The sequence below is a fragment of the Frigoribacterium sp. Leaf44 genome, assembly GCF_001421865.1.
Classification (GTDB): Bacteria; Actinomycetota; Actinomycetes; order Actinomycetales; family Microbacteriaceae; genus Frigoribacterium.
Genome location: NZ_LMLG01000006.1, coordinates 1,183,774 through 1,205,196 on the forward strand (window position 1 = coordinate 1,183,774; position 21,423 = coordinate 1,205,196).

Sequence of the window (21,423 nt, forward strand, 5' to 3'; positions counted from 1 at the left end):
CGATGCTCCGACCGTGACCTCCGCGACGGTCCGGGCGCTCGACCGCCCGGCTGCCGTGTCGCTCGTCGACGCGTCCGTCCAGGACGTGCCCGGGCCGGCTCCGGTGCGGGACGGTCGGGCCGTGCCCGAGCTCGACGGCTGCCGGGAGGTCGAGGCGAGCACGTTCTCGGCCGAGGCCTGCCTCGACCAGTTGACCCGCGCCTCCTCGGCCGGGGTCGAACGCTTCGCCGCGTCGCTCGACGCCGACGGTGACGACGCGGCGGCACTCGTGGCGGCGGTCGGCGGACAGGTCCCGCCCGACGACGCGGCGGCCTGGTGGTCCGACCTGGGTGACGACCGACGGACGGTGCTCGCGCACGCCGTGCCCGGCGTCGTGGGCAACCTCGAGGGCGTCCCGTACTCGGTGCGCGACACCGCCAACCGCCAGTTCCTGCGGTACGCGACCACGGCCGTCGCCGGTCGGATCGGCTCGGACGCCGAGCGACCGGACGATCTCCGGCGCCTCGCGATGCTCGAGCAGGTGCGGGCGACCCTCGACGGGGCGACCCACGACGTGCCCTTCGCCGGGACCGCCGACCGGCACCTCGTCGCCCTCGACACCGTCCTGCCCGGCCGCGCCGCCGTCACCGTCGGCGACCTCGACACGGCCGACGACGTCAGCCTGCTCGTGCCCGGCATGCTCTTCACCGTGTCGGACCAGCTCGTCGACTGGACCAACACCGCCGGCGCCCTGCACGACGAGCAGGCCACCTGGGCGACGTTGCTGGGACGCGGCGGGCCGGGCCCCGTGCCGACCGTCGCCGTCGTGGCCTGGATGGGCTACCAGACGCCCGACCTGACGAACTTCTACGACCTCGGACTGGCCCAGCGGGGGGCCGCCCACCTCGAGGGCGCCCTCGCCGGGCTCGACGCGGCTCGCGCGGACGACGAACCGCGGGTGTCGGTCATGGCGCACTCGTACGGTTCGACGACGGCGACGATCGCCCTGTCGTCGGGACGCGTCGCGGTGGACTCGCTCGTGCTGCTCGGGTCGCCCGGCAGCGTCGTGCCCGACGCGGGCGACCTGGCCGTCCGCGGAACCGACGTCTACGCGGCAGCCGGCAGCTTCGACCCCGTGGCGGGCAGCGGCTTCTTCGGGGCGGACCCGGCCACGGCGGCCTTCGGTGCCGTCGCGCTGCACATGGGCGGCGGCTCCGACGCGGTGACGGGCCGTCCCCTGTCCGGTGCCCTCGGTCACAACGACTACTTCCGTGCCGGCACCGAGTCGATGCGCAGCCTGGCCCTGATCGGGCTGGGCCACGGGGTGCTCGTCGACGGTCGTGCCGGCGACCCCGGCCGGGGTGGCCCCGAGGCCCCGGTGCTCACGCTCGTGCGTCCCCAGGACGTGTACTTCCGCGACTGACGTGCGCGTCGGGCTCGACGCGCGAGGGGCGTGACGCCACCGGGCGGGGACGGGGCTCTGGCTCGTGGCCCGCCGCGCGGTGGCCGGGGGACCTGCGGCGGACCGGGGCCGCGGCGTCGGTGCCGCCCCGTAGAATCGTCCGGTAGCCCCGCCGCGGTACCCCCGCACGACCACGTGAGAGAGAAGCATGTCCGAAATCACGCGCGAGCAGGTGCAGCACCTCGCCGGTCTCGCCCGCATCGCCCTCACCGAGGCCGAGATCGACACGATGACCACCGAACTCGGCCACATCGTCGACAGCGTCGCCAAGGTCCGAGAGGTCGCCACCGACGACGTCCCCGCGACGAGCCACCCCATTCCGCTCGAGAACGTGTTCCGGCCCGACGTCGTGGGCGAGACGCTCACGGCCGAGCAGGCGCTGTCCGGCGCCCCCGACCACGACGGTTCGCGCTTCCGGGTGAGCGCGATCCTGGGAGAAGAGCAGTAGCCATGACCGACACCACCTCGCTCGTCCACCTGTCGGCCGCCGAGCTGTCGACCCGCCTCGCCGCCGGCGACGTGTCGTCGGTCGACGTCACGCGCGCCCACCTCGACCGCATCGAGGCGGTCGACGGCGACGTCCACGCCTTCCTGCACGTCAGCTCGGCCGCGCTCGACACGGCCGCCGACGTCGACCGTCGTCGTGCCGCGGGCGAGGCCCTCGGCCCGCTCGCCGGCGTCCCGATCGCCATCAAGGACGTCCTGTGCACGATCGACATGCCGTCGACCTCGGGCAGCAAGATCCTCGAGGGCTGGGTGCCGCCCTACGACGCGACCGTCGTCGCCAAGCTGCGCGCGGCCGACCTCGTCCCGCTCGGCAAGACCAACATGGACGAGTTCGCCATGGGCTCGTCGACCGAGTTCTCGGCCTACGGGCCCACGCACAACCCGTGGTCGCTCGACCGCATCCCCGGCGGGTCGGGCGGTGGCTCCGCGGCCGCCGTCGCCGCCTTCGAGGCGCCCCTCGCCCTCGGCAGCGACACCGGCGGGTCCATCCGCCAGCCCGGCGCCGTCACCGGCACCGTCGGGGTGAAGCCGACCTACGGGTCGGTCAGCCGCTACGGCGCGATCGCCCTGGCCAGCTCGCTCGACCAGGTCGGTCCCGTCAGCCGCACCGTGCTCGACAGCGCCATGCTGCACGACGTCATCACCGGGCACGACCCTCGCGACTCCACCTCGCTGCGCGACGCCTGGCCGTCGTTCACCGAGGCGGCCCGAACCGGTCTCGCCGGCGGCGCCCTGGCGGGCGTCCGCGTCGGCGTCGTCCGCGAACTGAACGGCGAGGGCTTCCAGGCCGGCGTCAAGGCCCGCTTCGCCCAGGCCCTCGAGCTCATGAGCGCGGCCGGTGCCGAGATCGTCGAGATCTCGGCCCCGAGCTTCGAGCACGCGATCAGCGCCTACTACCTGATCCTGCCGGCCGAGGCGTCGAGCAACCTCGCCAAGTTCGACTCGGTGCGCTTCGGCCTGCGGGTCGTCCCCGCGGGCGGCGGCACCGTCGAGGACGTCATGGCCGCCACGCGCGAGGCCGGCTTCGGCCCCGAGGTGAAGCGTCGCATCATCCTCGGCACCTACGCCCTGAGCGCCGGCTACTACCACGCCTACTACGGCAGCGCACAGAAGGTGCGTACCCTCGTGCAGCGTGACTTCGCGGCCGCGTTCGACCAGGTCGACGTGCTCGTCTCGCCCTCGGCGCCCACCACGGCGTTCCGACTCGGCGAGAAGATCGACGACCCGCTGGCGATGTACCTCAACGACATCACGACCATCCCCGCCAACCTGGCCGGCATCCCCGGCATCACGGTCCCGATGGGCCTGGCCGAAGAAGACGGTCTGCCGACGGGGTTGCAGTTCATGGCCCCCGCGCGCGGCGACGCCCGCCTCTACACCTACGGCGCCGCCCTCGAGCAGTTGCTCGAGCAGGGCTGGGGCCACACGCTCATCTCGCGCGCGCCCGACCTGAGCGCGACCGAGCAGACCGCCGCCACCGAGGGAGTCATCTGATGGCCAAGGCAGACCTGATGGACTACGAGAAGGCTCTCGAGCAGTTCGAGGTCGTCCTCGGCTTCGAGGTGCACGTCGAGCTCGCGACCAAGACCAAGATGTTCTCGGACGCCCCGAACTTCTTCGGCGGCGAGCCCAACACCAACGTCACCCCGGTCGACCTGGGCCTGCCCGGCTCGCTGCCGGTGGTCAACGAGCAGGCCGTGCGCTACTCGATCAGCCTCGGCCTGGCCCTGGGCTGCTCGATCGCCGAGAGTTCGCGCTTCGCCCGGAAGAACTACTTCTACCCCGACAACCCCAAGAACTACCAGGTCAGTCAATTCGACGAACCGATCGCGTTCGAGGGCGAGGTCGAGGTCGAACTGCCCGACGGGACGATCTTCGCCATCCCGATCGAGCGCGCCCACATGGAAGAAGACGCCGGCAAGCTGACGCACGTCGGTGGGTCGACCGGTCGCATCCAGGGCGCCGAGTACTCGCTCGTCGACTACAACCGTGCGGGCATCCCGCTCGTCGAGATCGTCACCAAGCCGATCATCGGTGCGGGCGCCAAGGGCCCCGAGCTGGGAGCAGCCTACGTCTCGACCATCCGCGACATCGTTCGGGCCCTGGGCGTCAGCGAGGCCCGCATGGAGCGCGGCAACCTGCGCTGCGACGCGAACGTGTCCCTGCGTCCGCACGGGCAAGAGAAGCTCGGCACCCGCACCGAGACCAAGAACGTCAACTCGTTCCGCTCGGTCGAGCGCGCGGTCCGCTACGAGATCCAGCGCCAGGCCGCGATCCTCGCCGCAGGCGGCACCATCACGCAAGAGACGCGCCACTGGCACGAAGACACCGGTCGCACCTCGGCGGGCCGCCCGAAGAGCGACGCCGACGACTACCGCTACTTCCCCGAGCCCGACCTGCTGCCCGTCGTCCCTCCGCGCGAGCTCGTCGAAGAACTCCGCCTCGCCCTGCCCGAGGCGCCGGTGGCCCAGCGTCGCCGGCTCAAGTCCGAGTGGGGCTTCGCCGACCTCGAGTTCCAAGACGTCGTGAACTCGGGGCTGCTCACCGAACTCGTCGAGACCGTCGCCGCCGGTGCCTCGCCCCAGGCCGCACGCAAGTGGTGGACCGGCGAGATCGCCCGCCTCGCCAACGCCCAGGGTGTCGAGGCCTCGAGCCTCGTGTCGCCGATGCACGTCAGCGAGCTCATCGCGCTCGTCGAGAGCGGCGACCTGACCGACCGACTGGCCCGTCAGGTGCTCGAGGGCGTCGTCGCCGGCGAGGGCAGCCCGTCCGAGGTCGTCGAGGCTCGCGGGCTCAAGGTCGTCTCCGACGACGGCGCCTTGATCGCGGCGATCGACGAGGCCCTCGCCAGTCAGCCCGACGTGCTCGCGAAGATCCGCGACGGGAAGGTGCAGGCGGCCGGTGCCGTCATCGGCGCCGTCATGAAGGCCATGAAGGGTCAGGCGGACGCCGCGCGCGTCCGCGAGCTGGTGCTCGAGCGGGCGCAGGCCTGATCGACGTGACCACGGCCGCGGCAGGGTGCGGCGCACGATGAACCTCGTCGCGCGTCTGCGCCCCGCCGTGCCCGTGGCGGTCGCCCTCGTCGGCGTCCTCGTGACGCTGGCCGTCGCCTCGCGCGTCCTGCCCGGCCGGGTCGTGATGGTCCACCTGAGCGAGACCGGCGGGTCGGCGTTCGCGGCCAGCCGCAGCGACCTCGTCCTGCTCGGCGCCGTCCTCGTGGTCGGCATCGTCGTGACCTGGCTGGTCTCGGCGCTGTTCCTTGCGGTGACGCCCGTCCGCCACGTGCTCGTCCCGCATGCCGCGTTCTGGAAGCAACCGCCGAACCGGGCCGAGATGAGGCGCCGGTACGCGCGGTACCTCGCCATGGCGACCAGCGCCTCCTTGTGGTTCGTCGCCGCGTTGTTCGTCGTCGCGACGGTCTCGCAGAGCGGCCCTCTCACCGTCTGGTGGTTGCCGGCGGCCGTGTCGGCCGCGTTCGTGCTCTTCGTCCTGGGCGGTCTGGTCTGGGTCTTCACCGCCGGGTTCACGCCGATCCCGCCGGGCGTCGCGGCCCGTGCGGCCGCGTCCGACCCGGAGGCGCGGGTCGCGTCCAGACCGTCGACCCCGGTCGTCGAGACCCTCCGGTCCGGCCCGTCGGCGGCACGTCCACCGCGCGCGAGCCCCCGTCCGCCGTCCGATGCCCCGCGGATCGGCACCGCGCCTCCTGCTGCGTCACCCCGGCCGGGCCGTGCACCCGGACGGCCCGCGACACCGACCGGAGACGGTCCACGCAAGGGTCCGCCCCGCCCCTACCAACCCCGACCCCGCTCTGGAGGCCCCCGTGGATGACGACCGGTACGGTGCCGACGTGCTCGCCGGCGACTGGAAGCGATCGTCGAGGCCCGCGCCGACGCCGACCGACGCCGTCCGCGACCTCGTGGTCGAAGAGGTCCGGACGGGTTTCACCGGGGCGATCGTGCGCGTCGAGGCCGGCACGGTCGAGCTCGAGGACTGGAAGGGCCGGGTGCGGGCCTTCCCCCTGGCCGGTTCGTTCCTCATCGACGGCGCCCCCGTCGCGTTGCGGGTACCGCGAACGGCACCTCAGGGCCGAGCACGCACGGCCTCCGGCTCGTTCGCCGTCGAGGGGGCGAAGGCCCGGGTCGCCCGTCAGAGCCGCATCTTCGTCGAGGGGCGACACGACGCCGAGTTGGTCGAGAAGGTCTGGGGCTCCGACCTGCGGGTCGAGGGCGTCGTCGTGGAGTACCTCGAGGGCGTCGACCACCTGGCCGACGTGCTGCGCGATTTCCGGCCGGGGCCCGAGCGACGCGTCGGCGTGCTCGTCGACCACCTCGTCCCGGGCTCGAAAGAGAGCCGCGTCGCCGAGGGCATCGCCCGTAGTCCGCTGGGCCGCCACGTGCTCGTCGTCGGGCACCCGTTCGTCGACGTGTGGCAGGCCGTGAAGCCGGGCCGCCTCGGCATCGACGCCTGGCCCGTCGTGCCCCGCTCGGTCGAGTGGAAGCACGGCGTCTGCGAGGCGATGGGCTGGCCGCACGACGACCAGGCCGACATCGCCCGGGCCTGGCAGCACATCCTGTCGCGCGTGCGCAGCTACGCCGACCTCGAACCGTCGGTGCTCGGCCGGGTCGAAGAGCTGATCGACTTCGTCACGTCGGGCTGAGCTCACGCATCGGCCCCGCGAGGCCGGTTCGGGACCACGATCCCCGGGAATCGCCCGGGCGTGTCGGCTCTCGGGCGGCTTTTCGCCCTAGATTCGAGGGCATGGCCGAGCAGATCGAGGGACGCGTCAGCTCGGCCGTCGACGCCTGGCTGCGCTGGCTGCCACGGTGGCACATCGGCACCGCCCGGGGTCGCACGCGACCCTGTCGGGTGTGCCTCGGCTCGCCCGTGGCCACGGCGGCCGGTTTCGACCACGACGTGCCACACGCCGTGCAGCACGCGCTGTTGAACCGGATGCGGCAGATCGTCGACGACGACGTCGACGAGTACACGGCCCGCAACCTGCCTCTCGTGACGCGCGAGCTGCGACTCGCCGAAGCCCAGGAGGCGCGGGGCTACCGACCCGAGCAGGGTCTCGACCCCGAGTTCCAGGGCCTCGACCTCGACCCCGAGCCCGAACCGGGGCAGCCGTTCCTCTTCACGCTCGCCGGTCTCGCGGGGATGCCCCCGGACGACGGTCTCGTCCCGCCCGACCCCTCCGTCGCGGGTGGCGATTCCGCAGGGCCGATCACCGAGCCCGACGTCGGTGCCGCCTCGTTCGACATCGACGATCTCGACGGCTGGTTGTTGCCGCCCGACTCGGCGACGCCGGTCGACGCGCTCCCGCCGGACGCGCCTGACCCCGTGACGCGATCGGAACACCAGCCCGAGCCCGAGCCTGCCCCGCGAGCCGAGTCCGAGCCTCGACCCGAGTACTCGGACGAGGCCAAGGCCGCGCTGCGACACGAGATCACCCTGGCCGGCGACCACGCGGAGGCCGTGGGCACGAGCCTGTGCCTGGCCCTCGTGCAGCACCGCCCTCGCATCGCCGAGGCGATCGACCGCCTCGTGGCCCCGCAGGTCGACGAACTCCTGGCAGAGTTGTCGCGCGCACTCGAGCAGCCGCGGTCCCGCTGAACCGGCACCGTTCGACCCACTGCGGGTGCCGATGCCACGAGAGGACCCCGAGATGACCCGCCCCACCCCGACCGCGACCACCACGACCCGGCGACGCGACGCAGGCCAGGCCAGGTGGCCGATCGTCGTCGACCTCGTCGCCGTCCTGGCCTTCGTCGCGATCGGGCGCCGCAGTCACGCCGAGGGCCTCGACCTCCCCGGGCTGCTCGGCACCCTGTGGCCGTTCGTCGTCGGCGCGGTCGTCGGCTGGGTGAGCGTGGCTGGGGTCCGCTGGCCGCTGTCGGCCGTCCGGTCGGGCGCGGTCGTCTGGGTCTCGACCACCGTGATCGGGGTGCTGCTGCGGGTGGTCGCCGGTCAGGGCGTGCAGCTCAGCTTCGTGGTCGTGACGATCGTGGTGCTCGGCGTGTTCTTCGTGGGCTGGCGGGCCGTGGTCGCCCTGGTGCGGCGGGTGCGCGGCAGCCGGAGCTGAGGCTCGACGGCCACCCGACGCTGGTCAGCTGCGGCGCTTGGTGCTGTTGTCGAGACTCGGTTCGTCGGTCAGCACGAGGCCGGACGAACTGTTCGACGAGGCCGTCAGCTCGGTGAGCCAGTCGCGGTTGATCGACGGCACCCGGCCGCCGGAGTACTTGAAGTACAGGGGGATGCCGGCGTCCAGCCAGATGCTGCTCCGACCGTCACCGACCTTCTGCGTGTCGCGCCACGAGAAGAAGAACGACTCGCGGCGACGCAGCTTGGTGGCGATGACGATCTGGAGGTGTTCGAGCACGCGGTCCTCGAACTCGACCTCGATGCCCGAGGTTCCGTAGATGAGCGATCCCATGGGGGTCCTGTTTCTCCAGTGTGTCCGACGTCGGAAGCCAAGCCGACACAGGTCAATCTAGCAAGCGATCCGGTGTTCCTCGTCAGGCGCAGCCCACCCGGGCGTTGTGGGCGGACGTGCAGGCTGCCCCGCCATACTCGGGGCTGCCGATCCGTTGCGCCCCCGAGCGCCCGACCGACCACCTGGGACCCATGACCTCGACAGCCCGCGTCCTCCGCGCCTCCTCGTCCTCGAGCCAAGACGTAGTCGCCGACCTCGACGGCTTGGTCGGGTTCGCCGCGCGCGTCATCGACGCCCTCGGTGAATGGGGCGTCGCCCTGCTGACCTTCGTCGAGACCGTGTTCCCGCCGATCCCCAGCGAGGTCATCCTGCCGCTGGCCGGGTTCCTGGCCGGCGCCGGGTCGATGAACATCGTGTTGTTGATCGCGCTGAGCACCCTCGGCGCCTACCTGGGAGCGCTGGTCCTCTACGGGCTCGGGGCCGGTCTCGGTCTCGACCGCAGCATCCGGTGGCTGGCCAAGCTACCGCTGGTCGACCGCCACGACTTCGAGAAGGCGGCCGGCTGGTTCGAGCGCCACGGGCGGTCCGCGGTCTTCTTCGGCCGGTTCATCCCGGGCGTGCGCAGCCTCATCTCGCTGCCCGCAGGCGCCGAGCGCATGCCCCTGCTGGTCTTCTCGGTCTTCACGATCGTGGGCAGCGGCCTCTGGAACGGGCTCTTGATCGGGTTGGGTGCCGCGCTCGGCACCCAGTACGAGCTCATCGACCGGTACGCGAAGTACCTCGACTACGTCGTGTACGCCGCGATCGCGGGCGTCGTGGTGTTCCTGGTCGTCCGGTCGGTGCGCCGACGGCGAGCCGGCGTCGACGACGCGTCGCGTGACGCCGTCGATCAGGACGTTCGCGGCTGACGCTCCGTCACCGTCCAGGCGGCGGGCCGGGACGATCCGTACCGTGGTGGGCAGACCGACGTCGCGCCCGGTGCGCGGCACCGAGCACACGATCCGACAGGACACCACCATGGGATTCCTCGACCGCCTCCTCGGCCGCGAGCCGCAGCAGGGCCAGCTGCAGCAGCCCTCCGCTCCGCAGGGCTACCGGTACGGGCAGCAGAGCTACGAGCAGCCCGCCGCCCCGCAGCAGGGGTACGGCCAGCAGGGGTACGGCCAGGAGGCCTACGGCCAGCAGCCGCCGGTCCCGTCCTCGTCGGCCGGTGCCGGCCCTGCCCGCAGCGACGACGAGATCGCCGTCGAGCGGTACCGCTACCTGCTGAAGACCGCCCCGCCCGAGACCATCGAGCAGGTGCACGCCGAGGCGTTCGCCAAGCTCAGCCCCGAACAACGGCGTCTCGTCTTCGACCAGCTGACGGCCGAGTCGAGCCCCGGCGAGGCGCCGCGCGGTGACGACGCCGGCTCGCTCGCCCAGGCCGCCACCCGGTCCGAGTTGCGACGACCCGGAACCCTCGAGCGCACCCTCGGCGGCGGCCCGGACGGGCGGCAGCAGGTCGGGCCGAACGGCCAGCCCCTCCGTCAGGGCCCGGGCATGGGTTCGATCATCGGGGGCTCGATCCTGGGCACGGTCGCCGGTTACGTCATCGGATCGACCCTGATGAGCGCGTTCCTGCCCGACGCCGGGGCGACGGCGGACGGCGGCTCGGGTGACGACGCCGGCGGCGACCAGGGCTCCGAGGGCGACGGCGGAGCGGACGGCGGTGCCGACGCCGGCACCGAGACGGCGAGCGACGGCGGCGGCGACTTCGGTGCCGACGGGGCCGGCGACTCCGGCGGGGGTTTCGGGGACTTCGGGGGAGGCGACTTCGGGGGAGGGGACTTCGGCGGAGGCGACTTCGGCGGAGGCTTCGACATCTGACACCTGGGCATCTCCCCCGGGACGGACCCCCGTTCGCGGACTAGCGTCGGGGATCAATCCATGACACGCCGAGAGGCCCGAGGGAGCACCATGACCAGCACGAGAACCGCCGTCGTCACCGGGGGGTCCGCGGGACTCGGCCGGGCCACCGTCCGAGAGCTCGCCGCGCGCGGATGGGACGTCGCGATCCTCGCTCGGGGACAGGACGGCCTCGACGGGGCCGTCCGCGACGTCGAGGCCGCCGGTCGCCGCGCGCTGGGCATCTCGACCGACGTGGCCGATCGCGCCCAGGTCGAGTCGGCCGCCGATCGCGTCGAGGCCGAGCTCGGCCCGATCGACCTCTGGGTCAACGACGCGATGGTCGGTGTGTTCGGCGAGTTCCTCGAGACGGACCCCGACGACTTCGAGCGGGCCACGGCCGTCAACTACTTCGGCTTCGTCAACGGCACTCGTGCGGCCCTGTCGCGCATGGTGCCCCGTGACCGCGGTCAGGTCATCCAGGTGGGGTCGGCGCTCGCCCACCGGGGCATCCCGCTCCAGGCCTCGTACTGCGGCGCGAAGCACGCCGTCCAGGGGTTCACCGAGTCGGTGACCACCGAGTTGATCCACAACAAGAGCTCGGTGCGGATCAGCACGGTCGACATGCCGGCCCTCAACACCATCCAGTTCAACTGGGTGCGCTCGACCCTGCCCGAGCACCCCCAGCCCGTGCCGCCCATCTTCGAACCCGAGGTCGGGGCGCGGGCGATCGCCGACGTCGCCGACAAGCCGCGTCGCCGGACCTGGCTCGGCGAGCCCACCGTCATGACGGTGCTCGGCAACCGGTTCGTCGCGAACTTCCTCGACGTCTACCTCGCCAAGAGCGGGTACTCCGGCCAGCAGGCTCCCGACAAGAGCGAACCCATGCTGCCCGACAACCTCTACGAGCCCACGGCCGGCGACCACGGGGCTCGCGGCATCTTCAGCGACCGCGCGCGCACCACGAGTCCGCAGGTCTGGTACACCCGGAACCGCGCCCTGACCGTGGGGGCCGTGGTGGGAGCGTCCGCGGCCGCCACCGCCGCCGTGGTGGGTCGGGTGACCCGCGGGCGTCGGGCATGAGCGCCGCGCCCGAGGTGGACGCGGTCGTCGTCGGCGCGGGGCCCAACGGTCTCGCGGCGGCCGTGGTGCTCGCTCGGGCCGGTCTCCGTGTCGAGGTCGTCGAACGGGCCGACACGATCGGCGGGGGAGCGCGCACCCAGGAGGCGACCCTGCCGGGCTTCCGTCACGACATCTGTTCGGCCGTGCACCCCATGGCCCTCGCCTCGGGGTTCTTCCGGCGATTCCAACTCGACCGCCGGATCGAACTCACGGTTCCCGAGATCTCGTACGCCCACCCGCTCGACGGCGGGCGCGCGGGCATCGCCTACCGTGACCTCGACCGGACGGCGGACGGGCTCGGAGCCGACGGGGCCGCCTGGGCGCGCCTCCTCCGGGGCCTCGTCGAGACCGAGCCCCGCATGGCGAAGTTCACGATGCGCGAGCTCGTCCGGGTGCCGGACGACCCGCTGACCCTCGCGCGCTTCGGTCTGGCCGCCCTGTCACAGAGCGGCCCCTGGTGGAACGCCGGGTTCTCGGGTGACGAGGCCCCGGCCATGCTCGCCGGGGTGATGGCCCACGCGATCCGCCCGATGCCGAGCCTGTCGACCTCGGCCGCCGGGCTCGTCCTGGCCGTCCACGCGCACGCCCGGGGCTGGCCGGTACCGACCGGTGGCAGCCAGTCGATCGTCGACGCCATGGCCGACGACGTCCTGGCCCACGGAGGCACCATCACGACGGGCGTGGACGTCACGTCGATCGACGAGCTGCCGAGGGCGAGGGCCACGATCTTCGACACGAGCGCCCGGGCCCTGGCCGACATCGCGGGCAGTCGTCTGCCCGACCGGTACGAGCGCGCCCTGCGGCGCTTCCGCTACGGGAACGCGGCGGCCAAGGTCGACTTCGCGCTGTCGGGGCCGGTGCCCTGGGCGAACGACGAGGCCCGGCGCAGCCCCACGCTGCACCTCGGGGGGACGCGGGCCGAGATCGCCTCGGGCGAGCACGACGTCGCCTCGGGTCGACACGCCCGCACGCCGTACGTCCTGGTGGCCCAGGCGGGCGTGGTCGACGGCACGCGTGCCCCCGACGGTCAGCAGGCCTTGTGGGCGTACACGCACGTGCCGCGCGGGTCCACGGTCGACCAGACCGAGACCGTCATCGCCGGCATCGAGCGCTTCGCACCGGGATTCCGCGACACGATCCTCGCCACGAACAGCCGTACGGCGGTCGACCTCGAGGCGCACGACCCCAACTACATCGGCGGCGACATCGCCTCCGGGGCCCCGAGCGTCTGGCAGTTGGCGGCGCGGCCGACGCTGTCGACCGACCCCTGGCGCACACCGACGCCCGGCCTCTACCTGTGCTCGTCCTCGACCCCGCCGGGCCCCTCGGTGCACGGTCTGGGCGGGGCGTACGCCGCGCGCAGCGCCCTGAAGCACGAGTTCGGCATCGACCGGCTGCCGTACCTCGGCGTCGACTCCTGATCGGGTCGACTCCCGACCGGTTCGGTGCCCGACTCCTGATCTGATCCACCACGGCAGGGGCGAGTCAACGGGGGTGCGCGGCGCGCGGGGACCGTGCCAGGATCGACGGATGAGCACCACGCACCGCTTCATCGAGGCCTCGCCCCACGACGTCTTCGACGTGCTGAGCGACGGGTGGCTCTTCACGAGCTGGGTCGTCGGGTCGGCGCGCATCCGCGAGGTCGAACTGACCTGGCCGAGCGTCGAGGCCAGGGTCCACCACTCGTTCGGAGTCTGGCCGTTGGTCATCGACGACGTGACGACCATCCTCGAGTGGGACCCTCCGGTCCGGGCCGTGTTCCACGCCAGGGGCTGGCCGATGGGCGAGGCCCGGGTCGAGATCGACGTGCGCAACCGCATGGGCGGCTGCTTCGTCACGATGACCGAGTACGCCGTCGCGGGCCCCGGTCGGCTGGTGCCGAAGCCCCTGATGGACCCTCCGCTGCACTGGCGCAACAAAGAGGCGCTGCGGCGTCTCGCCTGGTTGGCCGAAGGACGCGTCAACGATCGCGTCTCGCCCAGCTGACCCGCGCCTCCCGGGCCGACCGACCGACCGACCGCATCGAAGGCGAGCGACCCGCGCCTCCTGACCGTCGTCCGGTCGAGGAGGCGCGGGTGCGGTCTCAGCGCTCGGCGAGCGAATCGCGCACCTTGCGGCGCAGGACCTTGCCGATCAGCGACCGGGGCAGGTCGTCGACGACGACGATGCGCCGCGGCACCTTGTACGGCGTGAGGTGCTTCCGTGCGAACGAGCGCAGGGCCGCGACGTCGACGTGAGCGCCCGGCTTCACGACGATCGCGGCGGCCACCTGTTCGCCGCCGGGGGTGGGCAGACCCACCACCGCGGCTTCGGCGACGCCCTCGAACCGGGTCAGGACCTCTTCGACCTCGGACGGCGAGACGTTGAACCCGCCCGTGATGATCAGCTCTTTGATGCGGTCGACGATGCGGACGAACCCGTCGTCGTCGATGGTGACGATGTCGCCGGTGCGGAACCAGTCGCCGTCGACGAAGACCTCGCCCGATTCTTTCGGCTTGCGGAAGTACCCGCTGAACACCTGCGGTCCGCGGACGATCAGCTCGCCGCGTTCGCCGGCCGCCACGTCGACCGTGGGGTTCTCGGGGTCGACGACGCGTACCTCGGTGCCCGGCAGGGGCAGGCCGACCGTGCCGGCCCGGCGCGTCGGCCCCACCGGGTTGGCCATGAGGACGGGCGAGCACTCGGAGAGCCCGTAGCCCTCGACCAACCAGCCGCCGGACTCGGCCTCCCACGGCTCGACGACGTCGGCCGAGAGAGGCATGGCACCCGAGATCGCGACGTCGACGCCCTTCAACGAGACGCCGGCGTCGTCGGCGGCCTTCTGCAGGCGGGCGTAGATCGGGGGGACCGCGGGGAGGAAGGTCGGCGGGTGCTTCTTCATGACCTTGAGCACCAGCGCCGGGTCGAAGGCCGGGAAGAGCACGAGTCGGGCCCCCATGCTCATCGCGAAGGTGAGGCAGAGCGTCAGGCCGTACGCGTGGAACATCGGGAGCACCGCGTAGACGACGCAGGTGCCGCGTTCGATCGTCGGCACCCAGGCCTGGGCCTGCGCGGCGTTCGACAGGAGGTTGTGGTGCGTCAGCTGGGCACCCTTGGGCGCGCCCGTGGTGCCGCTCGTGTACTGGATGACCGCGAGGTCGTCGGTGGTCGGTCGCGGGTGCTTCGCCTTGATGCGGGACGAGCCGACGACCTTCTCCCACGGCGTGGTGCCCGTCACGGTCGTCGTGAGGCGCTCACGGGACTGGCGGGCCTTCTTGATCGGCAGGGCCAGGGCGGCCCGCGTGGTGAACGGCATCGCCCGGGTGACGTCGACCGAGACGAGGTGCTCGACGGCCACGTCGTCGGGGAAGGCCTGGATGGTCTCGACCACCTTGTTCCAGGCGATGGCCACCTTGGCGCCGTGGTCCTCGAACTGGTGACGCAGCTCGCGCGGCGTGTAGAGCGGGTTGTGCTCGACGACGATCGCGCCGAGACGCAGCACCGCGTAGAACGCGACGACGTGCTGCGGACCGTTCGGCAACACGATGGCGACGGTGTCGCCGTGGCCGACCCCGAGCTTGCGCAGCCCCTCGGCCGCCCGCGCGATCTGGTCGACGAGCTCGGAATAGGTGGTCGTCGCCCCGAAGAACTCGAGCGCCACCGCCCTGGGGTACCGCGCCGCGGAGGCCTCGACCAGGTCGAGCAGCGAGCCGTCGACCGGTTCGAGGTCGTGCGGCACGCCGGGTGCGTAGGAGTCGAGCCAGGGACGAGCGCTGTCGGTGGTCACCGGGCCACTCTATCGACCGCCGGGCGTACCCCGTGGGCTCGGTGCCGGCTGGCAACCTGACCGCGGACGAGGAGGCGCGGCGCAGCATGGTCCTCCACATCACGAAGAGAGGAACGACACATCGTGAGCAAGGTCTGGTTCATCACCGGTGCATCCAAGGGCTTCGGCCGCGAGTGGGCCGAGGCAGCCCTCGAACGCGGCGACCAGGTCGCGGGCACCGCACGCAGGATCGACGACGTCGCGCCCCTCGTGGACGCGTACGGCGACTCTTTCCTGCCCATCCAGCTCGACGTGAACGACCGTGCGGCCGACGTCGCTGCGGTGAAGAAGGCCGCCGAGCACTTCGGCCGCCTGGACGTCGTCGTGAACAACGCCGGCTTCGGCCACTTCGGCATGATCGAGGAGATCACCGAAGACGAGGCCCGCGCCCAGCTCGAGACCAACCTGTTCGGTGCCCTCTGGGTGTCGCAGGCCGCGCTGCCGATCATGCGCGAGCAGGGCTCCGGGCACATCGTCCAGGTGTCGAGCATCGGCGGCATCAGTGCCTTCCCGACCGTCGGCATCTACCACGCCTCGAAGTGGGCACTCGAGGGCTTCAGCCAGTCGCTGGCCCAGGAGGTCGCGGGCTTCGGCATCAAGGTCACCCTCGTCGAGCCCGGCGGCTTCTCGACCGACTGGTCCGGTCCGTCCGCCTCGCGCAGCGACGAGCTCGAGGCCTACGCCGAGGTGCGCGAGGCCGCGTCGAAGCGTCCCTCGGCCGCCGACCCCGGTGACCCCACGGCCACCCGCTCGGCGATCCTCACCGTCGTCGACGCCGACGAGCCGCCGCTGCGCATCTTCTTCGGCAAGGCACCGCTCGAGATCGCCACGAAGGACTACGAGTCGCGTCTGAAGACGTGGAACGAGTGGCAGCCCGTCTCGGTCGAGGCGCACGGGAACTGACGCCCGCGCCGTCCCGCCCGCCGCGCCTCCTGCTCTCCTCCCCGGGACGCAGGAGGCGCGGCGCACGTCCGCCGGGACCGCGAACGACGTCCGCCGCGAGCGTCCAGCCACCGCGGCGCATGATCGAGGCATGCCCGCACTGACCGAACCGCTCCGCGCCCGCCTGCAGTACACCTTCAACGGGCAGTACACGGGCACGCCCGAGTGGGTCACCGACCTCGAGAAGGGCGACGACGAGGGGTTCTTCCTGCCGGGCTCGGCGGTGTGGGCCGTGCACGGCGCCATGTCGACCATCCCGGCCGGCGTGCGGGCCCTGCTCGTCCAGGCGCTGCACCCGGGAGCGCTCGCCGGCGTGCACGACCACTCGCGCTTCCGGGAGGACCCGCTCGGTCGCCTGGCCGGGACCATCCGCTGGATCTACACGGTCTCGTACGGGAGCCGCGAGGCCGCGACGCACGCGTCGAACTGGGTGTCACGCCTGCACACGAAGGTCGTCGGCACGTACGACGACCGGAACGGCGTCACCCACGACTACGCCGCCAACGACCCCGACCTGCTCAGCTGGGTGCACATGGCCTTCGCCGACTCGTTCCTCGCCGCCTACCTCGAATGGGGTCGCGAGCCGGTCCCGGGTGGGCCCGATGCCTACGTCCGCGAGTGGGCCACGGCCGGCGAGCTGATGGGCGTGCCGAACCCGCCGCGCAGCGTCGCCGAGATGCAGCAGCAGCTGATGGACTTCGACCGTCGGGGCGTGCTCGAACGGACGGCCCGGACCGACGACGTCGTGAAGTTCATCAAGCGGCCGCCGCTCTTCCCCGCACTGAAGGTCGGCTACCCCGTGCTCTTCAACGGTGCGGTCGGCACGCTGCAGCCGCGTTTCCGCGAGCTGCTCGGGCTGCGTGCGCCGCACGTCGGGCCGATCGACCTGCCGACCCGGGCACCGGCCCAGGCCATGCTCGCCGGCGTCGGGGGAGTGCTCGGCAAGCGACCCGTCGCCGAGGAACACGCCCTCGCGCGTCTCGACCGCATCGGGTGGACGGCGGCCTGACGCGGCGCCTGACGCGCAGCGCGATCGTCCGCCCGAAGCCGTGCGCCCGCGACCGGACGGCCCCCTGACCGGGGAGGGCGGGGCCGGGCGTCCGCTGACAGGATGAGCCGGTGACCGACACCAGCCCCCTCGCCGACGCGACCGACGAGGCCGGGGCGACCCGCGCCTCCTCGACTCGGCGGGGCCCGACGGGACGGTGGCTGCTCGAGTTGCTGGCCATCGTGCTGGTCGGGCTGGTGCTGTCGTGGGGCGTCAGGACCTTCCTCGTGCGCAGCTTCTCGATCCCGTCGGGGTCGATGGAGCAGACGCTCATGATCGGCGACCGCATCATGGTGAACGAACTCGCCCCCCGCGTGATGCCGCTGCACCGGGGCGACATCGTCGTCTTCGAGGACCCGGGCGGGTGGCTCGGCTACGGTGACGACGCCGGGCAGGATCTCGTCAAGCGCGTCATCGGGCTGCCGGGCGACCACGTCAGCTGCTGCGACGCGGACGGCCACGTGCTCGTCAACGGCCGGCCCCTCGACGAGCCGTACCTCACGCTCGCCGACGGCGGCCCCCGGGCTTCGGCCACCGACTTCGACGTGACCGTGCCCGAGGGGGCGCTCTGGGTGCTCGGCGACAACCGCGACCGCTCGGCGGACTCGCGCGCCCACCAGACCGGGCCCTACGCCGGCTTCGTGCCCGTCGACGACGTGATCGGGCGGGTCTTCGTGATCAGCTGGCCGACGGACCGGTGGCAGCGGCTCTGACCCCGGCGACCGGACCTGCCGACGTCCCGGCCGGCCGGTCCGGCCGGCCGTGACCCGCCCGCCACCCTGCCTCGGCGCTCAGCCCGCGGCGATGAGCCGGTCGCGCACCTCGCGCCGCAGCACCTTGCCGATCAGCGACTTCGGCAACTCGTCGAGCTGCACGACCCGGCGCGGCACCTTGTAGGCCGCCAGTTGGCCGCGTGAGGCGTCGCGGATGGCCTCGGCGTCGAACGAGGCGCCGGGCTCGAGCACGACGGCCGCCACGACGTCCTCGCCGCCGCCCGACCGGGGCAGGCCGACCACGGCGACCTCGGCGACGCCGGGCGCGTTGCGCACGGCCTCCTCGACCTCGGAGGGGGCGACGTTGAAACCGCCCGTGACGATGAGCTCTTTGATGCGGTCGACGATCGTGACGTAGCCGTCGGCGCTCATCGTGACGATGTCGCCGGTGCGGAACCAACCGCCCTCGAGGAACGCCTCGGCGGTCTCGTCGGGGCGGTTCCAGTAACCGCGGAAGACCTGCGGCCCGCGCAGCAGCAGTTCACCCGCGGCCCCGGCCACGACCGGACGGCTCGGGTCGGGGTCGTCACGGTCGACGACCATCGCCTCGGTCGACGGGAACGGCACGCCGACGGTGCCGACGCGGCGGGTCGGTCCGATCGGGTTGCCGAGCGCGACGGGCGAGGTCTCGGTCAGGCCGAAGCCCTCGACGAGCATGCCGCCCGTGACGCCCTCCCAGGCCTGGACGACCGCGGTCGGCAGGTTCATGGCGCCCGAGATGGCGAAGCGAGCCGACGACAGGTCGACGCCGCGCTCGCGGGCCGCGTCGGCCAGACGCTGGTAGATCGGGGGAACGGCCGGCAGGAAGGTCGGCGGGTGCTTCTTCGCGGCCTTGAGCACGAGGTCGACGTCGAACTTCGGGAACAGGACGAGGCGTGCCCCGATGCTCATCGCGAAGGTGAGGCAGAGCGTGAGGCCGTAGGCGTGGAAGAACGGCAGCACGCCGTAGACCGTCTCGTCGCCGTCGACCAGGCCGGGCACCCAGGCGCGGCCCTGCGCGGCGTTGCTGCGGAGGTTGCGGTGCGTCAGGATCGCGCCCTTCGGCGACCCCGTGGTGCCGCTGGTGTACTGCAGCAGGGCGATGTCGTCGACGTCGGGGCGGGGGTGCTTCTTCCGCAGCGGACGGTTCGCCAGCAGGCCCTGCCAGGTGACGTCGCCCTCGGCCCCGTCCGTCAGGGCCGCCCGGCTCTTCTTGGCGGCGGGCACCGGCAGCTTGAGGGCGAGGCGCGTGCCGAGCGGCATGCCCTTCGTCACGTCGACCGAGACGACGGTCGAGAAGCCGATGTCGGCGGGCAGCGCGCGCAGCCGGTCGACCAGCTTGTCCCACGCGACGGCGATCGTGGCGCCGTGGTCCTCGAAGAGGTGCCGCAGCTCGCGGTCGGTGTAGAGCGGGTTGTGCTCGACCACGACGGCGCCCAGGCGCAGCACGGCGTAGAACGCCACCACGTGCTGCGGGCTGTTCGGCAGGATCAACGCGACCCGGTCGCCGCGACCCACGCCGAGCCTCCTGAGGCCCTCGGCCGCGCGCGCGACCTGGTCGCCGAGGTCGCGGTAGCTCGTCTCACGGCCGAAGAACTCGAGGGCCGGTTTCTGCCGGCACGTCGACACGGCGTCGTCGATGAGGTCGACGAGGCTGCCCGTCACGGGCTCGATGTCGTCGGGGACGTCGGGGGCGTAGCTGTGCAGCCACGGGCGGTCGATCGGGGCGGTCATGCCACCACCTTGGCAGGACCGGGTGATGAACCCCCGGGAGGCGCGGGTCGCCTCGCCGAGGACGCCCCCGGTCGGGCCCGCGCGGGGACGCCGGCCCCGCGCCGCCTCAGCGGGCGTCGCGCCCGGTGAGGGCGAGCAGGCGGATGCGCAGCGGGGCGTCGTCGTCGACCGGTACCGGCGAAGCGAACAGGCCCGAGGCCTCGAGGGCGTCCTTCTGCGGTGCGAACACGCCCCAGACGGCCTCGACCAGCGCGTCGTCGAGTTCCTCGTCGGTGCCCACGGCGCGGGCGAGGTCCCAGGTGTGGATCGTGACGTCGGCGACCTGCTCGGCGAGGTACTCGTGCACGGGCACGACGTCGGCGCTCAGCCGCACCTCGGCGTGGGGGTCGGCCTCGCTCCACGCGGCGGTGGCCGCGCTCGACCACCGGTGCCAGGCCTCGACGAGGTCGTCGCCGAGCGGCTCGATCGAGTTCTCGGCCTCGGCGGGGTCGCCGCCCTCGAGCAGGAGCGGCACCCACTGCTGCTCGCGCGTGACGTGTCGCACGAGGTCGCGCACCTTCCACTCGGTGTCGGGCGTCGGGGCGTCCCAGTCGGCCACGGCCTCGACGCGGCGGGCGAACTCGTCGTGGGCGGTCTTCTGCAGGGTGATCCAGTCGACGGTCATCGGGAGTCCTCTCGGGGTGGGGCGGTGGCTCTCGGCGTCAACCGCCCGGGACAGCTTGGTGTTCCCGAGAGCACTGCCCCGATGGTAGGACCGTCGGCTAGGGTCGTCGGCATGACCCTCGGCCTCTCGATGCTGGCGCCCCTCGCGGCGTTCGTCGAGGCCGTGCTCTCGTCCGGCGGGGCGCCGCTGTCCGCGGTCGTGCTCGTCGGCCTGCTCGGCGCCGCCACCGCGGTGGTCGCGCTCGGCGTGGCCCGGGTCGTGCTCACGCTCTGCGGGCTGGCGGGGGCGGTGCCCGAGGTGACGCTCCGGGAAGAAGCCGGCACGCGCCTCCTCGTCTGGCGACGCGACCCCGACGCCCGCGGGCACGTGCGGTCCCGGGCTCCCGGGCGGGCCGTCCCGGCCGCCTGAGCGCACCCGCGCCCGCGTCGATCCGACGTCGCGTCGATCCGACGACCCTCGGCGGCCAGAAGACACCCACCGTCTCTCTGACCGAGGAGTCCTCATGGACCTGTCCACCTTTCCCCCGATCGCCGTCGTCCTCGGCGGTCTGCAGTCGCTCGTCACCACCCTCGGCGTGCTCGTCGAACCGGTCGCCGGGGCGTCCGCCGCCGCCCTCGGCGTCGTGCTGTTCACGCTGCTCGTCCGCCTCGTGCTCGTGCCGGTGGGTGTGTCCCAGGTGCGCGCCGAGATCGCCCGCCGTCGACTCGCCCCGGCGATCGCCGACCTCACCCGCCGGATCACCGACCCCGAGGCCCGGAGCAAGGCACTGATGGCGCTGTACGCCTCCGAGAAGGTGTCTCCGCTGGCCGGCTGCCTGCCGACGCTCGCGCAGGCCCCCGTGCTCACCGCCGTCTACTCGCTGTTCGCGCATGCCGAGATCGCCGGTCACGCCAACACCCTGTTGACGCACACGCTCGGCGGTGCGGCGCTCGGGGCGAACCTCGTCGTCACGCTCGGGACCGGGTTCGCCGCGGTCTGGCCCTATCTGGTGCTGCTCGTGCTGCTGGCGATCGTCGTCGAGCTGAGCCGGCGCGCCACGCTGCGTTTCACCGGACCGGCGACCGTCGCGACGACGGGGCCCGGGCAGGAGG

Annotated in this window: 22 protein-coding genes; 18 read left to right on the top strand and 4 right to left on the bottom strand. The window is 72.6% G+C overall.

Features of this window, described 5'->3' with window-relative positions; translation table 11 throughout:
- The first annotated feature begins 13 nt into the window (after positions 1–13).
- From ASE87_RS14030 to ASE87_RS14065, 8 genes are all read left to right on the top strand, one after another.
- Positions 14–1,402, top strand: a complete 1,389-nt coding sequence (locus tag ASE87_RS14030) for an alpha/beta hydrolase (RefSeq protein ID WP_157489891.1) — start codon at positions 14–16, stop codon at positions 1,400–1,402.
- Between the two features lie 187 nt (positions 1,403–1,589).
- Positions 1,590–1,889, top strand: a complete 300-nt coding sequence (gene gatC / locus ASE87_RS14035; RefSeq protein ID WP_056229330.1) for an Asp-tRNA(Asn)/Glu-tRNA(Gln) amidotransferase subunit GatC — start codon at positions 1,590–1,592, stop codon at positions 1,887–1,889.
- 2 nt (positions 1,890–1,891) lie between these two features.
- The gene (gene gatA / locus ASE87_RS14040) at positions 1,892–3,442 is read left to right on the top strand and encodes an Asp-tRNA(Asn)/Glu-tRNA(Gln) amidotransferase subunit GatA (protein WP_056229333.1); all 1,551 of its coding nucleotides are present in this window, start codon (positions 1,892–1,894) and stop codon (positions 3,440–3,442) included.
- Entirely contained in the window at positions 3,442–4,941 is a 1,500-nt protein-coding gene (gene gatB, locus ASE87_RS14045) for an Asp-tRNA(Asn)/Glu-tRNA(Gln) amidotransferase subunit GatB (protein ID WP_043594163.1), read from the top strand. The genes gatA and gatB overlap by 1 nt, the downstream gene beginning before the upstream one ends.
- Positions 4,942–4,978: 37 nt before the next feature.
- Positions 4,979–5,776, top strand: a complete 798-nt coding sequence (locus tag ASE87_RS16810; protein WP_056229335.1) for a hypothetical protein — start codon at positions 4,979–4,981, stop codon at positions 5,774–5,776.
- Positions 5,769–6,605 carry a DUF3097 domain-containing protein gene (locus ASE87_RS14055; RefSeq protein ID WP_235472315.1) on the top strand — a complete coding sequence of 279 codons (837 nt, stop codon included), beginning with the start codon at positions 5,769–5,771 and terminating at the stop codon, positions 6,603–6,605. Before ASE87_RS16810 ends, ASE87_RS14055 begins: the two co-directional genes overlap by 8 nt.
- Positions 6,606–6,706: 101 nt before the next feature.
- Positions 6,707–7,561 (top strand): hypothetical protein, encoded by an 855-nt coding sequence (locus ASE87_RS14060; protein WP_056229338.1) that lies wholly within the window; start codon positions 6,707–6,709, stop codon positions 7,559–7,561.
- 52 nt (positions 7,562–7,613) lie between these two features.
- On the top strand, positions 7,614–8,030 hold the full coding sequence (locus tag ASE87_RS14065) for a DUF3054 domain-containing protein (RefSeq protein WP_082452690.1): 417 nt from the start codon (positions 7,614–7,616) through the stop codon (positions 8,028–8,030).
- Between the two features lie 24 nt (positions 8,031–8,054).
- Here ASE87_RS14065 and ASE87_RS14070 read toward each other — a convergent pair whose 3' ends face one another.
- Positions 8,055–8,381 (bottom strand): hypothetical protein, encoded by a 327-nt coding sequence (locus ASE87_RS14070; RefSeq protein ID WP_043594170.1) that lies wholly within the window; start codon positions 8,379–8,381, stop codon positions 8,055–8,057.
- Between the two features lie 191 nt (positions 8,382–8,572).
- Between ASE87_RS14070 and ASE87_RS14075 the strand changes: the two genes are divergently transcribed.
- The 5 genes from ASE87_RS14075 to ASE87_RS14095 all read left to right on the top strand — a co-directional run bounded on the left by ASE87_RS14075 (position 8,573) and on the right by ASE87_RS14095 (position 13,373).
- Positions 8,573–9,289: a DedA family protein gene (locus ASE87_RS14075; RefSeq protein WP_056229341.1), complete on the top strand. Its 717-nt coding sequence runs from the start codon at positions 8,573–8,575 to the stop codon at positions 9,287–9,289.
- 43 nt (positions 9,290–9,332) lie between these two features.
- Positions 9,333–10,247: a hypothetical protein gene (locus ASE87_RS14080; protein ID WP_369814014.1), complete on the top strand. Its 915-nt coding sequence runs from the start codon at positions 9,333–9,335 to the stop codon at positions 10,245–10,247.
- A gap of 90 nt (positions 10,248–10,337) precedes the next feature.
- Positions 10,338–11,348, top strand: a complete 1,011-nt coding sequence (locus ASE87_RS14085; RefSeq protein WP_043594173.1) for an SDR family oxidoreductase — start codon at positions 10,338–10,340, stop codon at positions 11,346–11,348.
- Positions 11,345–12,808 (top strand): NAD(P)/FAD-dependent oxidoreductase, encoded by a 1,464-nt coding sequence (locus ASE87_RS14090; protein ID WP_056229348.1) that lies wholly within the window; start codon positions 11,345–11,347, stop codon positions 12,806–12,808. Before ASE87_RS14085 ends, ASE87_RS14090 begins: the two co-directional genes overlap by 4 nt.
- A 109-nt stretch (positions 12,809–12,917) precedes the next feature.
- Positions 12,918–13,373 (top strand): SRPBCC family protein, encoded by a 456-nt coding sequence (locus tag ASE87_RS14095; RefSeq protein ID WP_056229350.1) that lies wholly within the window; start codon positions 12,918–12,920, stop codon positions 13,371–13,373.
- A 97-nt stretch (positions 13,374–13,470) separates the two neighbouring features.
- Here the strand turns inward: ASE87_RS14095 and ASE87_RS14100 are convergent, their stop codons facing one another.
- On the bottom strand, positions 13,471–15,153 hold the full coding sequence (locus ASE87_RS14100) for a long-chain-fatty-acid--CoA ligase (protein WP_056229353.1): 1,683 nt from the start codon (positions 15,151–15,153) through the stop codon (positions 13,471–13,473).
- Between the two features lie 123 nt (positions 15,154–15,276).
- Between ASE87_RS14100 and ASE87_RS14105 the strand changes: the two genes are divergently transcribed.
- The 3 genes from ASE87_RS14105 (at position 15,277) to lepB (ending at position 17,895) form a co-directional block, all read left to right on the top strand.
- Positions 15,277–16,095 (top strand): SDR family oxidoreductase, encoded by an 819-nt coding sequence (locus ASE87_RS14105; RefSeq protein ID WP_200925478.1) that lies wholly within the window; start codon positions 15,277–15,279, stop codon positions 16,093–16,095.
- Between the two features lie 130 nt (positions 16,096–16,225).
- The gene (locus ASE87_RS14110) at positions 16,226–17,143 is read left to right on the top strand and encodes an oxygenase MpaB family protein (protein ID WP_043594181.1); all 918 of its coding nucleotides are present in this window, start codon (positions 16,226–16,228) and stop codon (positions 17,141–17,143) included.
- A 110-nt stretch (positions 17,144–17,253) separates the two neighbouring features.
- Complete coding sequence (lepB, locus tag ASE87_RS14115; protein WP_043594183.1) at positions 17,254–17,895, top strand: signal peptidase I; 642 nt, start codon at positions 17,254–17,256, stop codon at positions 17,893–17,895.
- Positions 17,896–17,973: 78 nt separating this feature from the next.
- Here lepB and ASE87_RS14120 read toward each other — a convergent pair whose 3' ends face one another.
- Both ASE87_RS14120 and ASE87_RS14125 read right to left on the bottom strand, forming a co-directional pair.
- Positions 17,974–19,668, bottom strand: coding sequence for a long-chain-fatty-acid--CoA ligase (locus ASE87_RS14120; RefSeq protein WP_056229360.1), 1,695 nt, complete (start codon positions 19,666–19,668; stop codon positions 17,974–17,976).
- A 106-nt stretch (positions 19,669–19,774) separates the two neighbouring features.
- Complete coding sequence (locus tag ASE87_RS14125; protein WP_043594186.1) at positions 19,775–20,332, bottom strand: TIGR03086 family metal-binding protein; 558 nt, start codon at positions 20,330–20,332, stop codon at positions 19,775–19,777.
- 111 nt (positions 20,333–20,443) lie between these two features.
- Here ASE87_RS14125 and ASE87_RS14130 point away from each other — a divergent pair, with 111 nt between their 5' ends.
- Both ASE87_RS14130 and yidC read left to right on the top strand, forming a co-directional pair.
- A complete protein-coding gene (locus ASE87_RS14130; protein WP_052505164.1) occupies positions 20,444–20,740 on the top strand; it encodes a DUF6412 domain-containing protein in 297 nt (98 codons plus the stop codon).
- A 94-nt stretch (positions 20,741–20,834) separates the two neighbouring features.
- Positions 20,835–21,423, top strand: a 589-nt coding sequence (yidC, locus tag ASE87_RS14135) for a membrane protein insertase YidC (RefSeq protein ID WP_235472316.1), incomplete at its 3' end; no start/stop codon positions are given.

Excerpts from the sequence above, each read along its gene's own strand:
- ASE87_RS14090 (WP_056229348.1), top strand. The coding sequence starts at position 11,345 with ATGAGCGCCGCGCCCGAGGTGGACGCGGTCGTCGTCGGCGCGGGGCCC.
- gatC (WP_056229330.1), top strand. The coding sequence starts at position 1,590 with ATGTCCGAAATCACGCGCGAGCAGGTGCAGCACCTCGCCGGTCTCGCC.
- ASE87_RS14130 (WP_052505164.1), top strand. The coding sequence starts at position 20,444 with ATGACCCTCGGCCTCTCGATGCTGGCGCCCCTCGCGGCGTTCGTCGAG.
- ASE87_RS14060 (WP_056229338.1), top strand. The coding sequence starts at position 6,707 with ATGGCCGAGCAGATCGAGGGACGCGTCAGCTCGGCCGTCGACGCCTGG.
- ASE87_RS14070 (WP_043594170.1), bottom strand. The coding sequence starts at position 8,381 with ATGGGATCGCTCATCTACGGAACCTCGGGCATCGAGGTCGAGTTCGAG.
- gatA (WP_056229333.1), top strand. The coding sequence starts at position 1,892 with ATGACCGACACCACCTCGCTCGTCCACCTGTCGGCCGCCGAGCTGTCG.
- ASE87_RS16810 (WP_056229335.1), top strand. The coding sequence starts at position 4,979 with ATGAACCTCGTCGCGCGTCTGCGCCCCGCCGTGCCCGTGGCGGTCGCC.
- ASE87_RS14095 (WP_056229350.1), top strand. The coding sequence starts at position 12,918 with ATGAGCACCACGCACCGCTTCATCGAGGCCTCGCCCCACGACGTCTTC.
- ASE87_RS14065 (WP_082452690.1), top strand. The coding sequence starts at position 7,614 with ATGACCCGCCCCACCCCGACCGCGACCACCACGACCCGGCGACGCGAC.
- ASE87_RS14085 (WP_043594173.1), top strand. The coding sequence starts at position 10,338 with ATGACCAGCACGAGAACCGCCGTCGTCACCGGGGGGTCCGCGGGACTC.
- ASE87_RS14110 (WP_043594181.1), top strand. The coding sequence starts at position 16,226 with ATGCCCGCACTGACCGAACCGCTCCGCGCCCGCCTGCAGTACACCTTC.
- ASE87_RS14125 (WP_043594186.1), bottom strand. The coding sequence starts at position 20,332 with ATGACCGTCGACTGGATCACCCTGCAGAAGACCGCCCACGACGAGTTC.
- ASE87_RS14075 (WP_056229341.1), top strand. The coding sequence starts at position 8,573 with ATGACCTCGACAGCCCGCGTCCTCCGCGCCTCCTCGTCCTCGAGCCAA.
- gatB (WP_043594163.1), top strand. The coding sequence starts at position 3,442 with ATGGCCAAGGCAGACCTGATGGACTACGAGAAGGCTCTCGAGCAGTTC.
- ASE87_RS14120 (WP_056229360.1), bottom strand. The coding sequence starts at position 19,668 with ATGACCGCCCCGATCGACCGCCCGTGGCTGCACAGCTACGCCCCCGAC.